This window comes from Streptomyces sp. NPDC001858 (assembly GCF_053594615.1).
Genome location: NZ_JBSFEV010000005.1, coordinates 110,224 through 124,744 on the forward strand (window position 1 = coordinate 110,224; position 14,521 = coordinate 124,744).

Here is a 14,521-nt window from a genome sequence, read left to right on the forward strand (position 1 = left end):
TGCGGCCGTTCTAAGACCGGTTCAGCTCGAACCAGACCACCTTGCCGGTGCTCAGCCGGGTCGCGCCCCAGCGCCGGGCGAGCCGGTTCACCAGGTACAGCCCGCGCCCGCCCTCGTCGGTGGCCCGGGCCTGTCGCAGCCGGGGCAGCTGAGGCACGTCGTCCCCGACCTCGCAGCGCAGCACATCGGTGCGCAGCAGACGCAGGGTGACCGGTCGCGTGGCATACCGCACCGCGTTCGTGACGACCTCGCTGACCAGCAACTCGACGGAGTCGGTCATGTCCTCCATGCCCCAGCGCGACAACGCCCGGCGGGCCAGCCGACGGGCCCGCCCCGGCGCCGCGTCCTCCGGTTCGAGGAACCAGTACGCCACGTCGCTGGGCGCGATCCCGTCGAACCGGGCGGCGAGCAGCGCGATGTCGTCGTCCCGGTCGCCGGGGCCGAGCATGTCGAGCACCTCGTCGCACAGCGCTTCGAGCGGCGGCGGATGGTCGGGACCGGTGAGCTGAGCGGTCGCGGCGAGCTTCTCCCGCAACTGCTCTATACCGGTCGCCACGTCCCGCAGCCGGGACTCGACCAGGCCGTCGGTGTACAGCAGCAGCGTCGCCCCGGCCGGCGCGTCGAGCTCGACCGCCTCGAAGTCGACCCCGCCGACGCCGATCGGCGCGCCCGGCGGCACCCGCAGCACCTCGGCATGGCCGCCCAGGTGCAGCAGAACGGGCGGCGGATGGCCCGCGTTGGCGATGGTGATGCGGTGCGAGACCGGGTCGTACACCGCGTAGAGGCAGGTCGCCATGCGGTCCGTGCCCAGCCGCTGGGCCTGCTCGTCCAGGTGGTGCAGGACCTCCTGCGGGGGCAGGTCGAGACCGGCCAGGGTCTGGGCCGTCGTCCGCAGCTGCCCCATGATGGCCGCCGAGGTCATGGAGTGCCCCATGACGTCGCCCACCACCAGCGCCACCCGGCTGCCGGGCAGCGGGATCGCGTCGTACCAGTCGCCGCCGACCCGCGCCGTCTCGGCCGCGGGCAGATACCGGGACGCCAGCCGTACGCCCGTGGGGCGCGGCAGGGTCTCCGGCAGCATCGTGCGCTGCAGCTCGTCGGCGATGTACGCCTCACGGTCGTACAGCACCGCCTTGTCGATGCCCAGCGCGCTGTGGGTGGCGAGCTGGGCGGCGACCAGCAGGTCGTCGTTCTCGAAGGGGATGCGCTCCGGGCGGCGCAGGAACACCGCCGCGCCGATCACCCGGCGCCGGCCCCGCAGCGGGGCCAGGATGGCCCGCTGGCCGCCCGGGATGGCCAAGGTGCTGTCCTCGCCGAGGAGTTCGGGCAGCGCGGCGCGTGCGGCCGGGGAGTCGGCGAACACCGGACGCACCCCGCGCAGCACCTCCGCGAGCGCCCCGCCGGGCCGCACCTCGCACAGCTCCGCGATCGCCGCCGACAGCTCGGCGGTCAGCTCCCCCGGCTCCGGCGGCGGCAGCGCCAGCGCGGCGAAGCCGGTCTCGGTGTCCCGCTCCTCCGGGATGCGGTCGGTGCGCCGCAGCCGCAGCATGATGCGGTCCGCCGCGGGCCGCTCGTCGCCGACCGGCAGCGGGTCGCGCAGATAGACGAGGATCGCGTCGGAGAAGGTCGGCACGGTGGCCCGGCACAGCCCCATCACGATCTCGTCGAGGTCCAGGCCGCGGGCGATCCGCCGGGTCGCCGCGCCCACGAAGCGCAGCCGGTCGCCGTCCCGCCGCATCGGCGTGGGCCGGCCGGGCGTCACCGCGCCGCCGCCGCGCCGGTCCTGCGGGCCGGCCGCGCGCTCCGGGCGGGCCTCGGCGCCGCCCGGCTGGGCGGGGATGGACTCGGGCGCGGGGCGCGGCCGATGCTCGCCCACGTTCGGCTTGGCCCGCGCGGGCGACGCTCCCGTCGCCTCGTCGGACGCCGACGGCTGGGAGTGCTCGGTGTCGGAACCGGCCTCCGGACCGGCCGGATCCTTTCCCGTGTTTCCCGCGGCTTTGTGGCCGCCGCCCTGGCTGCCCTGGCCGCCCATGTCGCCTTTGCCGCCCTTTCCGCCTTTGCCGCCCTTTCCGCGCGTCGCCGTGCCCGAGGTGTCGGGCGGTAAGGCGGCTGCGCCCGGCACGGGCGCCGGGGTATGCAGGAGTGCCCCACGGGGGTCCGTGGGGTCGACGCCCTGGGGGCGTTCGTAGGAGGTGGGCTGCTCCGTCACGCGTGTCGAATCCGTCCGTCCGGGGCTGCGCGCCGCGCGCGCAGTTGGTCCCGCAGGAAACCCGATACCCGGAATACGTGTCCCCGGAACGGAAATCCCGCGTGGTCAGAGGTTGTTCCTGTGTCACGGGTGGACCGGACGCGGCCCGGGGGGCCGACGTCGAACATCCCGCCGGTGTTGCCGTCGTGCCCCTCGCTCACGTCCTGCCGCCCCTCGGTGACGTTCGGTCAGACCCGGCGTCTGCTCCGGGAGTTACTACCTGCGTGCCTTGCGGAGGACGATCCTACGTTTGTTGCCCGGGGGCACATCAAGGGTCTCACGTGGACATGTGCGCGGGAGTGCGGTCCCAGTCCTCCGGCAGCAACGGTACGGCCCAGGACGGATCCGGGCGCCAGTGCTGCCAGCCCTCGTTGTACGGCGGCCCCCAGGAACGGATCGATTCCACCGCCCGGCGGCCCGCCTGACGCACCTGTGCGGCCACCGTGACGTCCATCAGTCCGTCCTGCTGGGCCTGCGCGAACTCGTCCTCGTCGCGCCAGCCCCAACTGCGGTCCGGGTACACGCAGATGTCCAGGAAATGGTCCTCGGAGTCCACCCCGCCGTCCCAACGGGCCAGCGGCTGCTCCAGGTTGACGTACCAGTTCTTGAACTGCCAGCCCGGCTCCCAGAACAGCCACACCGACCAGGGCTCACCGGGCCGGGCCAGCTTCAGCACGCCGGTGCCGAACCAGTGGTCGCGCCGCACGGTCCGGGGCTTGGTGTACCGGGTGCGCAGCGGTTCCTGGTGCGGCGAGGTGCCGTCCGCGAGCACCGGCTTGACGCACTCCGTGCCCGGGGCCAGCCACACGGCGAGCAGCTCCTCGTCGTCCCGCACGACGGTGACCGGGCGGGCGATGTGGACCTGCGCGCCGCCGTTCTCCCGGTAGCGCCACAGGATCCGGTCCCCGGGCCGCCAGAAAGCGGCCGCGCCGCCCGTTCCTACGCGTCTCACCGCTCCACCGTCTGCCATGCACAGATATTAGGTGCCATGGGCATACGACGCTGCGGCGCGCGTCACGGTTCTCACGCCGGGGCGTGAAGGTTTCTGGCGCTGTTACGGGTGTGTCATCCGCAGGACATCCAGCGCCTCGTCGAGTTGCCGAACCGTCAGGTCCCCGCGCTCCACGTATCCGCCCTCCAGCACCGTCTGCCGGATCGTCTTCCGCTCCGAGAGGGCCTTTTTGGCCACCTTCGCGGCCTCCTCGTACCCGATGTACTTGTTCAGCGGGGTGACGACGGACGGCGAGGACTCGGCGTACTCGCGGGCGCGCTCGCGGTGGGCGACGATGCCGTCGACCGTCCGGTCGGCGAGCAGCCGCGACACGTTGGCGAGCAGCCGGATCGATTCCAGCACGTTCTTCGCGATCACCGGCAGCATCACGTTGAGCTCGAAGTTGCCGGCCGCGCCCGCCGTGGCCACCGTCGCGTCGTTGCCGACGACCTGTGCGGCGACCATCAGCACGGCCTCCGGGATCACCGGGTTGACCTTGCCGGGCATGATCGAGGAGCCGGGCTGGAGGTCCGGCAGGCTGATTTCGGCCAATCCCGTGCGCGGCCCCGAGGCCATCCAGCGCAGATCGTTGGCGATCTTCGTCAGGCCCACGGCGATGGTCCGCAGCTGCCCGCTGGTCTCGACGATGCCGTCCCGCGCGCCCTGCGCCTCGAAGTGGTCGCGCGCCTCGGTCAGCGGCAGCCCGGTGGCCCGCGCGACCTCCTCGATGACGGCGGCGGAGAAACCGGGCGGTGTGTTGATGCCGGTGCCGACGGCCGTACCGCCCAGCGGCAGCTCGGCGAGCCGGGGGAGGGAGGCGGTCAGCCGCTCGACGCCGTACCGCACCTGCGCGGCGTACCCGCCGAACTCCTGGCCCAGGGTGACGGGCGTCGCGTCCATCAGATGGGTGCGCCCCGACTTCACGACGTCGGCGAACTCCGCCGACTTCCGCTCCAGGGACGCCGCGAGCCGCTCCAGCGCGGGGATCAGATCGCGCGTGACGGCGGCGGTGGCCGCGATGTGGATCGAGGAGGGGAAGACGTCGTTGGAGGACTGGGAGGCGTTGACGTGGTCGTTGGGGTGCACGCCGCGGCCCAGCCGCTCACTGGCCAGCGTGGCCACGACCTCGTTGGCGTTCATGTTGGACGACGTACCGGACCCGGTCTGGAACACGTCCACCGGGAAGTGCTCGTCCCACCGGCCCTCGGCGACCTCGGCGGCGGCCTCCTGGATGGCGTCCGCGATGTCCTTGTCGACCACCCCGAGCTGCGCGTTCACCTTCGCCGCGGCGCCCTTGATGCGGGCCAGGGCCTCGATGTGCGCGCGCTCCAGGCGCTGCCCCGAGACGGGGAAGTTCTCGACGGCGCGCTGCGTCTGGGCCCGCCACTTGGCGTCCGCCGGGACGCGTACCTCGCCCATGGAGTCGTGCTCGATCCGGAATTCGCTCATGCCCGGTACAGCGAACGGGACGGCGGGGATGTTCCGGCGTTGCGCCGATCGGGTGACACCCTCCTTGTGACTCAGGTCTCACCGAGGCCATGCAGCAGACGAGGGGGCGGCCGCGTCGTGGAGGGGTGACAGGAAGGGAGGAGCGTGTGGAGACGGACTTCCAGGAGTTCGTGGCCGCTCGATCGGCCGCGTTGTTCAAGGGCGCGTTCGTCCTCACGGGAAACCGTGAGGCGGCGGAGGACCTCGTCCAGGAGACCCTGGAGAAGGCCTGCCGCAAGTGGCGCACCATCGCTGCGAAGGACGCTCCGGACGCCTACGTCCGGCGGATCATGGTGAACCTCGCCAACGACCGCTGGCGGAGATTCCGCCGCCTGACCACGACCTCGCACCCGGACGGCGCCGACCCGGCCGCCCCCGGGGACGAGTACGGACAGGTGGACAGCAGGGACCAGTTGGTGCGCGCACTGCAACGACTGCCCATGCGGATGCGGACGGTCGTGGTGCTGCGGTACTTCCACGATCTCTCGGACCTCGAGATAGGGGCCGACCTCGGCGTCTCGCCGAGCACGGTCCGCTCCCAGCTCGCCCGGGGGATCGAGAAGCTCAGAAGCCAGTTCCCCGCACTCTCCGAACCTTCGCCCCAGCGGCACACGGAAGGAATCCGATGACTTCGTACGGCGACGCGCCGGCTTCCGGCCGCACACCTTTCGAACAGGAACTGATGAACGCCATGAACGATTTCGCGAACTCCGCCGACGCCCCCGACTTCGACGCGCCCCAGATCCAGCGCCGCACCCGGCGCCGCCGGACCGTCGGCATCGCCGCCGTCGCCGCCGCCCTCATCGCGGCCGGCGGCGGCACGGCCCTGGCCACCTCGGTCGCGGGCGGCGGCAAGGCCTCGACCCCGGCGGCGACCAGCACGTCTGCCAAGGGCGACGACGCCACCACCCTGCTCTACCTCTTCAGCGACGGCGCGACCACGCGGATCCCCCTCGCGGGCCTCAGCCTGGACATGGCCAAGCCGCTGCTCGAAAAGACGCAGACGAAACTCGGCACCGTCACCAAGAAGGCCGTCAAGGGCTGCAAGCCGAACTCGGTGCTCGAGGTGACCCCGCACGCCCCGAAGACCATCAAGCCGGGCGACACGGTCGACTTCACCATCTGCGCCGGCTGACCGGGCCCCGACCTGACAACGACGCCCGCCCCTGCGCCAATCAGGGGCGGGCGTCAGCAGGCAGCCCGTCCGGCGCTTGAGGACAAGGCCCGTTCAGGGCCGACGGGGTCCGGGGGCGGAGCCCCTGGGGGACGGGACGGGTAGGGGCGGCGGGGGCGAAGTCGTCCCCACCGCTCCACCGGCACTACACCAGCCCCGGTCCCCGAACCGGGATCGTCGTGAACGTCGGGGCGGGGGCCGGGTCCTGGAAGAAGTCGTTGCCCTTGTCGTCCACGACGACGAACGCCGGGAAGTCCTCGACCTCGATCTTCCAGACGGCCTCCATGCCGAGTTCCTCGTACTCGACGACCTCGACCTTCTTGATGCAGTCCTGGGCGAGCCGGGCGGCGGGGCCGCCGATGGAGCCGAGGTAGAAGCCGCCGTGCGCGTCGCACGCGTCCGTGACCTGTTTGCTGCGGTTGCCCTTGGCGAGCATCACCTTGGAGCCGCCCGCGGCCTGGAACTGCTCCACGTAGGAGTCCATGCGGCCGGCGGTCGTCGGCCCGAAGGAGCCGGACGCGTAGCCCTCGGGGGTCTTAGCCGGGCCCGCGTAGTACACCGGGTGGTCCTTCAGGTACTGCGGCATCTCCTCGCCCGCGTCCAGCCGCTCCTTGATCTTGGCGTGCGCGATGTCGCGGGCCACGACCAGCGGGCCGGTGAGCGAGAGCCGGGTCTTGACCGGGTACTTCGTCAGCTCGGCGAGGATCGACTCCATCGGCTGGTTCAGGTCGATCCTGACGACGTCCGACGACTCGTCGAGGTGCTCGTCCGTCGTCTCCGGCAGGAAGCGCGCCGGGTCGGTCTCCAGCTGCTCCAGGAAGACGCCCTCGGCGGTGATCTTCGCGACGGCCTGGCGGTCGGCGGAGCAGGAGACGGCGATGGCGACCGGGCAGGACGCGCCGTGCCGCGGCAGGCGCACCACGCGCACGTCGTGGCAGAAGTACTTGCCGCCGAACTGCGCGCCGATGCCGATCTTCTGCGTCAGCTCGAAGACCTTCTCCTCCAGCTCCGTGTCCCGGAAGCCGTGCCCGAGCGGCGAGCCCTCGGCCGGGATCTCGTCCAGGTAGTGCGCGGAGGCGTACTTCGCGGTCTTCAGCGCGTACTCGGCGGACGTGCCGCCCACGACGATCGCCAGGTGGTACGGCGGACAGGCGGCCGTGCCCAGCGAACGGATCTTCTCCTCCAGGAACTTCATCATGGAGGCCTCGTTCAGGACCGCCTTCGTCTCCTGGTAGAGGAACGACTTGTTGGCGGAGCCGCCGCCCTTCGCCATGAACAGGAACTTGTACGCGCCGCCGTCGGTGGCGTACAGCTCGATCTGCGCCGGGAGGTTGGAGCCGGTGTTCTTCTCGTCCCACATGGTCAGCGGGGCCATCTGCGAGTAGCGCAGGTTCAGGTTCAGGTACGCGTCGTAGATGCCGCGGCTCAGCGCCGCCTCGTCGCCGCCCTCGGTGAGCACGTTCTGGCCGCGCTTGCCCATGACGATCGCCGTGCCGGTGTCCTGGCACATCGGCAGCACGCCCGCGGCCGCGATGTTCGCGTTCTTCAGCAGGTCGAGCGCGACGAACTTGTCGTTGGCCGAGGCCTCCGGGTCGTCGATGATGCGCCGCAGCTGCGCGAGGTGCGCGGGCCGCAGATAGTGCTGGATGTCGTGGATCGCCTCCTCGGCGAGCTTGCGCAGCGCCTCCGGCTCGACCTTGAGGAACGTCCGCCCGTCGGCCTCGAAGGTGGAGACACCCTCGGCGGTCACCAGCCGGTAGGGGGTGGTGTCCTCTCCCATGGGGAGCAGATCGGTGTACGCGAACTCAGGCATCTCGCCCATTCCTCACTCGACAGACAGCGGCCGCCTCCATTGGCGGGCGCTCACCAGCGTAGAACCTGCCTCGGACGGCGGGCTTGTGAGGTAAGGCTCAGTTCGAACGCGGACCACCCGGACGGGGGCTATCGCGATCTATCGTGTTTGGGTACGCTGGCCCCGTGGACCTTCAGAAGCAGACCGCTGCCGCCCCCACACCGACGGCCGAGTTGCGCGCCTCGGACGCCGACCGTGACCGTATCGCCGACATGCTCCGCGAGGCCCTCGCGGAGGGCCGGCTCACCGCCGACGAGCACGCCGAGCGCGTCGAGGGCGTCCTGGCCGCCAAGACCGTCGGCGAGCTGGAGGTCTTCGTCCGGGACCTGCCCGCCGCCCATGAGCGGCGCACGGCCCCCGGCCCCGGCCCCGCCTTCGCCTCGGCCCCCAGTCGGCCCACCCCCGGCGCGATACCCGCCGACCCGGACGACACCGTGGTCGCGGTCTTCAGCAGCGCCGTCCGCAGAGGCCGTTGGCGCGCGGGCCGCCGCCTGCACGCGTACGCGGTCTTCGGGAGCGTCGAGATCGACCTCACCGAGGCGCTGTTCGAGTACCGGCAGGTCGTGATCAAGGCGTTCTCGGTCTTCGGCAACGTGGAGGTCCGCGTCCCGGAGAACGTCTCGCTGCGCGGCACCGGCGGCGCGGTGCTCGGGAACTTCGAGGTGGTCTCGCTCGACTCCCCGCAGCACGACGCCCCGGTGGTCTATGTGGACGGCTGGGCGGTACTGGGCAACATCGAAGGCCGGCCGAAGCGCGGAGAGCTCGTCGCGGACATTCTCGATCGGGTTCAGGACAAGGTCGACAAGAGTTTGCGCAAACACCTGGACCGTTGACGGTAGTGAAGAGGGCCGGGGAGCCGGAGCGGCCGCGGTGGTTCGGAACCCAGTGCATAGGCACGCGCACAGCGGGTAGGCCTTGCTGCATCGTCTCTCGCTCGCGAAGCCGTCGTCAGGAGTAGACCCGTGCTGCAACCGCCGCATTCGTCCCTGCAGGTCGCCGCCGTACCGGCCCAGCGGGTACCAGCGCGCGACAGGGATCAAGACGCTCCCTGGCATACCGAGGCGGTGTGCCGGCGCGACGAGGCAGGCCTGTTCTTCGCCCCCTCCAAGGAGCCCACCGCCGCCCGGCTCTCCCGCGAGGAAGCGGCGAAGCGGGTCTGTGCGCGCTGCCCCGTCATGGTGCAGTGCCGCGAACACGCGCTCCTGCAACCCGAGCCCTACGGCGTCTGGGGCGGCCTGACCGCCGCGGAACGCCGCGTGGTCCTCGCCCGACGCCGCCGTCGCGACGTGGAACTGCAGAAGGCGGCCCGCGCGACGGGTCGCATAGCGGCAGCGGGCTGACGGCCCTGACCGGCTGAGAGAAGGCCCCACAGAAATGGGGCGCCCCCTCCGCACCGGGGGCGCCCTGCTTCTTGTGGCTTTCTTGCTTTTGAGGGGACGCCGCCGCTACTTCGCCCGGTCGAAATCGACCGCGCTGTACGCGCGGAGCTTGGCCAGCCGGTGCTCGGAGTCGATCCGCCGAACCGTCCCGGACTTCGACCGCATCACGATCGAGTCGGTGGTCGCGGTCTCCGACCGGTACCGCACCCCGCGCAGCAGCTCGCCGTCCGTGATGCCGGTGGCGACGAAGAAGACGTTCTCGCCGGTCACCAGGTCCTCGGTGGTCAGCACCCGGCCCAGATCGTGCCCGGCGTCGATCGCCCGCTGCCGCTCCTCGTCGTCCTTGGGCCACAGCTTGCCCTGGATGACACCGCCCAGACAGCGCACGGCGCAGGCCGAGATGATGCCCTCGGGCGTGCCGCCGATGCCGAGCAGCAGGTCGACGCCGGTGCCCTCGCGCAGGGCCAGGATCGAGCCGGCCACATCACCGTCGGAGATCAGCTTGATCCGCGCACCGGTCGCCCGGATCTCCTCGATGATGCCCTCGTGCCGCGGCCGGTCGAGGATGACGACGGTGACGTCCTCGGGCGTGCCCCGCTTGGCCTTGGCGACGCGCCGGATGTTCACGGAGACGGGTGCGTCGATGTCGACGAAGTCGGCCGCCTCCGGCCCGGTGACCAGCTTGTCCATGTAGAACACGGCGGACGGGTCGAACATCGCCCCCCGTTCGGTGGCCGCCAGGACGGCGATCGCGTTCGGCATGCCCTTCGCCGTCAGCGTGGTGCCGTCGATCGGGTCGACCGCGATGTCGACCTCGGGCCCGGTGCCGTCGCCGACGCGCTCGCCGTTGAAGAGCATCGGGGCTTCGTCCTTCTCGCCCTCGCCGATGACGACCACGCCGTTCATCGACACGGTGGAGACGAGCGTCCGCATGGCGCGCACCGCGGCGCCGTCGGCGCCGTTCTTGTCGCCGCGTCCCACCCAGCGGCCCGCGGCCATGGCGGCGGCTTCGGTCACCCGGACCAGCTCGAGGGCGAGGTTGCGGTCGGGGGCTTCGGAGGGGACGTCGAGTTCGGACGGCAAGTGATGATGCTCGGTCATCGGAGCGCACCTTTCTGACTGATACGACGACGGCCGGATGAGGGTTCGATCCCCGACTCTATCGTCAGTCCGACAAAATGAGCAGGGGACCCCACGGATGAGCGCACCGGGCACCTGCGACGATAGGGGGCGTGGCAGGTTCGAAAGGCAAGCAGAAGACAGCCCGGGACATGGTCCTCTCCCTGGGCGTGATCATGATTGCGGCGGGGGTCATCTACCTCTTCGTCCCGCACGACGATCGCGCTCCCGACGTCAAGAAGGTCGACTACCGCGTCGAGCTCCTCACGGCGCGCCGCGCGGCGTCGTACCCGGTGGCCGCGCCCGAGGGCCTGCCCGACACCTGGAAGGCGACCTCGGTGCGCTTCAAGGCCGCCGACTCCGACGCCTGGCACCTCGGCTTCCACGCCCCCGACGGGGAGTACGTGGCGATCGAGCAGTCCACTCAGAAGCGCTCGCAGTTCATCGAGCAGGCCAGCCAGGGCGCGACGGCGACGAAGGTCACCGAGCAGATCGGCGGCCGCACCTGGACCCGCTACACCGGCGGCCGCTACGACGCGCTCGTGCTGGACGCCGAGGGCTCCACCACGGTGGTCGCGGGCACGGGCTCCTTCGAACAGCTGTCGACGATGGCCGGCGCGCTGAAGCTGGCGTGAGCCTCCGGGGTCACCGGGCATGAGTGAGCCCCCGGCGCGATGGGGGATCGCCGGGGGCTCAGGTCATGAAGACGGCTCAGGTCATGAAGACCGCTCACCGCTCACCGCTCACCAGGAGCGGGACGGGTGCGTCAGACGGTGGTGACGACCTCGTCGTAGGCCCGGCGCGGGGAGCGCGGGTACCAGGCGCCCTCGCCCGGCTTGCCGATGTTGACGACCATCAGCGGGGTGTGGTCGTCGTCGAGGAACTCCTTGCGGATGCCCTCGAAGTCCATGCCGTTCATCGGGCCGGCGGCGAGGCCCGCGGCGCGGATGCCGATGATGAAGTACGCGGCCTGGAGGGCGGCGTTGACGGTGGCGGAGTCCTCGCGGGCGGCGCGCGTGCCGAAGATGACGTCCTTGGCCTGGGGGAAGGCCGGGAACAGGGTCGGCAGCTCCTCGTGGAACTCGATGTCCGCGGAGAGGATCGCGACCAGCGGGGCGGTGGCGGTCTTGGCCTGGTTGCCCTCGGCCATGTGCTGCACCAGGCGCTCGCGGGCCTCGGCGGAGCGGACCAGGGTGATGCGCAGCGGGGTCTGGTTGAACGCCGTCGGCCCGTACTTGACCAGGTCGTAGATGGCCTGGATCTGCTCGTCGGTCACCGGCTCGTCGGTGAAGGTGTTCGCGGTGCGGGCCTCGCGGAACAGCAGGTCCTGGGCGGCGGCGTCAAGAACGAGAGACATGCGTCGACTTTCTGTGGTGCGTGTCCGGATCCGGACTGCCGGACCCGCTGACATCCACGACGCTACGCGAGGGAAGTTCAAGGTTCAACGAAAATGAGGTCCGCAGTGACCGTAATCACAGCTTTCGTCCCGTGTGCCTACTTGTCCCCGGCCTCCCCTTCGGCCTCCTCCTCGGCGAGCGCCGCGTCCAGCCGGGCCCGCGCGCCCTCCAGCCAGCGTCGGCACACCTTGGCCAGCTCCTCGCCGCGCTCCCAGAGGGCGAGGGACTCCTCCAGGGTGGTGCCGCCCGCCTCCAGCCGCCGGACGACCTCGATCAGCTCGTCGCGTGCCTGCTCGTACCCGAGGGTTTCCTCGACCTTGCCCGTCATGCACCCCGTCCTAGTTCTCGTCGTTGCCTTGGTCTGTCGCCTGCTGCGGTCTGCCTGAGCTCAGGTGAGCTCTGGCCCGTCGTCAGCTGTGGTCGTCGTGGTCGACCCGCACCGTGAACTCGCCCTCGGCGACCCGCGCGCGCAGCGGCTCGTCCGCCGCCACCTCGGCCGGATCCCGGACCACATGCCCGTCCGCCCGCTGCAGCACCGCGTACCCCCGCTTCAGCGTCGCGGCCGGCGAGAGGGCCACCACGCGTGCGTGCGTATGCGTCAGCTCGGAATCGGCGCGGTCCAGCAGGTGCCCGACCGTGCGCCGGGAACGGCCGACGAGCGCGGCGACGTGATCGGCCCGCTCGTCGATCATCCGGTGCGGATCCTGTATCGCGGGCCGCGCGAGCGCATGGGCCAGCCCGCGCTCCTCCCGCTCCACGAACGCCTCCGCACACCGGCGCGCACGCCCGCGCAGCATCCGCACCCGCTCCAGCTCCTCGCCGACGTCCGGCACCACCTTCTTCGCGGCGTCGGTCGGCGTCGAGGCGCGCAGGTCGGCCACATGGTCGAGCAGCGGGTTGTCCGGCTCGTGCCCGATCGCCGAGACGACCGGCGTACGGCAGGCCGCGACCGCCCGGACCAGCTGCTCGTCCGAGAACGGCAGCAGATCCTCCACGCTTCCGCCGCCGCGCGCGACGATGATCACGTCCACGTCCTCCAGGTCGTCCAGCTCCTTCACGGCCTGGACGACCTGCGTCACCGCGTGCACGCCCTGGACGGGCACATTGCGCACCTCGAAGCGGACGGCGGGCCAGCGGTGCCGGGCGTTCTCCAGCACGTCCCGCTCGGCCGCGGAGGCCCGCCCGCACACCAGCCCGATGAGCTGCGGCAGAAAGGGCAGCGGCTTCTTCCGCGCAGGCGAGAAGAGACCTTCCGAGGCCAGCGACTTCTTCAGCTGCTCCAGCCGCGCCAGCAGCTCACCGACGCCCACCGGCTTTATCTCCACGGCCCGCAGCGACAGCTGACCGCGCGGCGCGTACCACTCCGGCTTCGCGTGGACGACGACCCGCGCGCCCTCGCCCACGACGTCCGCGACCGCGTCGAACACCTGTCGGTAGCAGGTCACGCCCACGGAGATGTCGTGCGACGGGTCCCGCAGCGTCAGAAACACGACGCCGGCGCCCGGACGCCGCGACAACTGCGTGATCTGCCCCTCGACCCACACCGCGCCGAGCCGGTCGATCCAGCTTCCGATGAGCCGCGAGACCTCGCCCACGGGCAGGGGCGTCTCGGCGGACGTGTTGACAGCCATGCTCGCGAGGGTAGTGGGCACCGCTGACAATCCGGCGCCCGCTGCACAGGACGCCGCTGTCGGCTGCGCCGGTCACGGAAATTCAGCCCGTCCGGCGATTGAGGACAAGGCCAGTTCAGGGCCGAAGCGGGGGCCTGGGGGGCAGCAGCCCCGAGCGACGCCAGCGGTGGCCGACCCCGGCCTTACGATGGGACGCATGACTGCTTCGCCTGGCCGCCGCCGTGTCCTGCTCGCCGCTCCCCGGGGCTACTGCGCGGGCGTCGACCGTGCCGTGATCGCCGTCGAGAAGGCCCTGGAGCAGTACGGGGCCCCGGTCTACGTCCGGCACGAGATCGTCCACAACAAGTACGTCGTGCAGACCCTGGAGAAGAAGGGCGCCATCTTCGTCGAACGGACGGAGGAGGTCCCGCCGGGCAACATCGTCATGTTCTCGGCGCACGGCGTCGCCCCGGTCGTCCACGAGGAGGCCGCGCGCGGGCGGCTCGCCACCATCGACGCGACCTGCCCGCTGGTCACCAAGGTCCACAAGGAAGCCGTCCGCTTCGCCAACGAGGACTACGACATCCTCCTGATCGGGCACGAGGGCCACGAGGAGGTCATCGGCACCTCCGGTGAGGCGCCCGACCACATCCAGCTCGTCGACGGCCCCGCAGACGTCGCCAAGGTCGAGGTCCGCGACCCGTCGAAGATCGTCTGGCTCTCCCAGACCACCCTCTCGGTCGACGAGACCATGGAGACGGTCGACGCCCTCAAGGAGAAGTTCCCGCAGCTCATCTCCCCGCCCAGCGACGACATCTGCTACGCCACGCAGAACCGTCAGCTCGCGGTGAAGCAGATGGGCGCGGAGGCGGAACTGGTCATCGTGGTCGGCTCCCGCAACTCCTCGAACTCCGTGCGGCTGGTCGAGGTCGCCAAGCTGGCCGGCTCCCGCGCGGCCTACCTGGTGGACTTCGCGAGCGAGATCGACGAAGCCTGGCTGGAGGGCGTGACCACGGTGGGCGTCACCTCCGGGGCCTCCGTCCCGGAGATCCTCGTCGAGGAGGTCCTGGCCTGGCTCACCGAGCGCGGTTACGGGGACGTCGAGCTGGTCAAGGCCGCCGAGGAGCACATCACCTTCTCGCTGCCCAAGGAACTCCGCCGTGACCTGCGCGAAGAGGCCGCGGCGCTGGTCGCCGAGCGCGGCGGGCGCGGTGCCGCGGAGGCCTCGACTGAGTGACTGTCAGTCGATCGTCGTAACGTAGG

14 protein-coding genes are annotated in these 14,521 nt (G+C 71.1%); 6 read left to right on the plus strand and 8 right to left on the minus strand.

The window, feature by feature from the left end:
• Positions 1–10: 10 nt before the first annotated feature.
• The 3 genes from ACWCPF_RS09190 to ACWCPF_RS09200 form a co-directional block, all read right to left on the minus strand.
• The gene (locus ACWCPF_RS09190; protein WP_451044345.1) at positions 11–2,209 is read right to left on the minus strand and encodes a SpoIIE family protein phosphatase; all 2,199 of its coding nucleotides are present in this window, start codon (positions 2,207–2,209) and stop codon (positions 11–13) included.
• Positions 2,210–2,525: 316 nt separating this feature from the next.
• Positions 2,526–3,218, minus strand: a complete 693-nt coding sequence (gene fomD, locus ACWCPF_RS09195) for a cytidylyl-2-hydroxypropylphosphonate hydrolase (RefSeq protein ID WP_451044346.1) — start codon at positions 3,216–3,218, stop codon at positions 2,526–2,528.
• 84 nt (positions 3,219–3,302) lie between these two features.
• On the minus strand, positions 3,303–4,688 hold the full coding sequence (locus ACWCPF_RS09200) for a class II fumarate hydratase (RefSeq protein ID WP_451044347.1): 1,386 nt from the start codon (positions 4,686–4,688) through the stop codon (positions 3,303–3,305).
• A gap of 146 nt (positions 4,689–4,834) precedes the next feature.
• On the opposite strand from ACWCPF_RS09200, the gene ACWCPF_RS09205 reads away from it, so the two are divergent.
• Both ACWCPF_RS09205 and ACWCPF_RS09210 read left to right on the plus strand, forming a co-directional pair.
• Positions 4,835–5,356, plus strand: a complete 522-nt coding sequence (locus tag ACWCPF_RS09205) for a SigE family RNA polymerase sigma factor (RefSeq protein ID WP_451044348.1) — start codon at positions 4,835–4,837, stop codon at positions 5,354–5,356.
• Complete coding sequence (locus tag ACWCPF_RS09210) at positions 5,353–5,862, plus strand: hypothetical protein (RefSeq protein ID WP_451044349.1); 510 nt, start codon at positions 5,353–5,355, stop codon at positions 5,860–5,862. The genes ACWCPF_RS09205 and ACWCPF_RS09210 overlap by 4 nt, the downstream gene beginning before the upstream one ends.
• Positions 5,863–6,046: 184 nt before the next feature.
• On the opposite strand, the gene ACWCPF_RS09215 is transcribed toward ACWCPF_RS09210, so the two are convergent.
• Positions 6,047–7,714: a fumarate hydratase gene (locus ACWCPF_RS09215; RefSeq protein WP_451044350.1), complete on the minus strand. Its 1,668-nt coding sequence runs from the start codon at positions 7,712–7,714 to the stop codon at positions 6,047–6,049.
• A 164-nt stretch (positions 7,715–7,878) separates the two neighbouring features.
• Here ACWCPF_RS09215 and ACWCPF_RS09220 point away from each other — a divergent pair, with 164 nt between their 5' ends.
• Positions 7,879–8,586, plus strand: a complete 708-nt coding sequence (locus ACWCPF_RS09220) for a DUF1707 SHOCT-like domain-containing protein (protein WP_451044351.1) — start codon at positions 7,879–7,881, stop codon at positions 8,584–8,586.
• A gap of 129 nt (positions 8,587–8,715) precedes the next feature.
• On the plus strand, positions 8,716–9,093 hold the full coding sequence (locus tag ACWCPF_RS09225) for a WhiB family transcriptional regulator (RefSeq protein WP_451044352.1): 378 nt from the start codon (positions 8,716–8,718) through the stop codon (positions 9,091–9,093).
• 105 nt (positions 9,094–9,198) lie between these two features.
• Here the strand turns inward: ACWCPF_RS09225 and glpX are convergent, their stop codons facing one another.
• Positions 9,199–10,233, minus strand: a complete 1,035-nt coding sequence (gene glpX, locus ACWCPF_RS09230; RefSeq protein ID WP_451044353.1) for a class II fructose-bisphosphatase — start codon at positions 10,231–10,233, stop codon at positions 9,199–9,201.
• A gap of 131 nt (positions 10,234–10,364) precedes the next feature.
• Here glpX and ACWCPF_RS09235 point away from each other — a divergent pair, with 131 nt between their 5' ends.
• Complete coding sequence (locus ACWCPF_RS09235) at positions 10,365–10,886, plus strand: DUF4245 domain-containing protein (protein WP_451044354.1); 522 nt, start codon at positions 10,365–10,367, stop codon at positions 10,884–10,886.
• Between the two features lie 131 nt (positions 10,887–11,017).
• Here the strand turns inward: ACWCPF_RS09235 and ACWCPF_RS09240 are convergent, their stop codons facing one another.
• From ACWCPF_RS09240 to xseA, 3 genes are all read right to left on the minus strand, one after another.
• Positions 11,018–11,608: a malonic semialdehyde reductase gene (locus ACWCPF_RS09240; protein WP_451044355.1), complete on the minus strand. Its 591-nt coding sequence runs from the start codon at positions 11,606–11,608 to the stop codon at positions 11,018–11,020.
• A gap of 137 nt (positions 11,609–11,745) precedes the next feature.
• A complete protein-coding gene (locus ACWCPF_RS09245) occupies positions 11,746–11,976 on the minus strand; it encodes an exodeoxyribonuclease VII small subunit (RefSeq protein ID WP_451044356.1) in 231 nt (76 codons plus the stop codon).
• A gap of 82 nt (positions 11,977–12,058) precedes the next feature.
• Positions 12,059–13,279: an exodeoxyribonuclease VII large subunit gene (gene xseA / locus ACWCPF_RS09250; RefSeq protein ID WP_451044357.1), complete on the minus strand. Its 1,221-nt coding sequence runs from the start codon at positions 13,277–13,279 to the stop codon at positions 12,059–12,061.
• 187 nt (positions 13,280–13,466) lie between these two features.
• Here xseA and ACWCPF_RS09255 point away from each other — a divergent pair, with 187 nt between their 5' ends.
• Positions 13,467–14,495 carry a 4-hydroxy-3-methylbut-2-enyl diphosphate reductase gene (locus ACWCPF_RS09255; protein WP_451044358.1) on the plus strand — a complete coding sequence of 343 codons (1,029 nt, stop codon included), beginning with the start codon at positions 13,467–13,469 and terminating at the stop codon, positions 14,493–14,495.
• Positions 14,496–14,521: the final 26 nt, after the last annotated feature.

Coding starts and splice junctions, on each gene's coding strand:
- fomD (WP_451044346.1), bottom strand. CDS start 3,218: ATGGCAGACGGTGGAGCGGTGAGACGCGTAGGAACGGGCGGCGCGGCC.
- ACWCPF_RS09200 (WP_451044347.1), bottom strand. CDS start 4,688: ATGAGCGAATTCCGGATCGAGCACGACTCCATGGGCGAGGTACGCGTC.
- ACWCPF_RS09210 (WP_451044349.1), top strand. CDS start 5,353: ATGACTTCGTACGGCGACGCGCCGGCTTCCGGCCGCACACCTTTCGAA.
- ACWCPF_RS09215 (WP_451044350.1), bottom strand. CDS start 7,714: ATGCCTGAGTTCGCGTACACCGATCTGCTCCCCATGGGAGAGGACACC.
- glpX (WP_451044353.1), bottom strand. CDS start 10,233: ATGACCGAGCATCATCACTTGCCGTCCGAACTCGACGTCCCCTCCGAA.
- ACWCPF_RS09240 (WP_451044355.1), bottom strand. CDS start 11,608: ATGTCTCTCGTTCTTGACGCCGCCGCCCAGGACCTGCTGTTCCGCGAG.
- ACWCPF_RS09245 (WP_451044356.1), bottom strand. CDS start 11,976: ATGACGGGCAAGGTCGAGGAAACCCTCGGGTACGAGCAGGCACGCGAC.
- xseA (WP_451044357.1), bottom strand. CDS start 13,279: ATGGCTGTCAACACGTCCGCCGAGACGCCCCTGCCCGTGGGCGAGGTC.
- ACWCPF_RS09255 (WP_451044358.1), top strand. CDS start 13,467: ATGGGACGCATGACTGCTTCGCCTGGCCGCCGCCGTGTCCTGCTCGCC.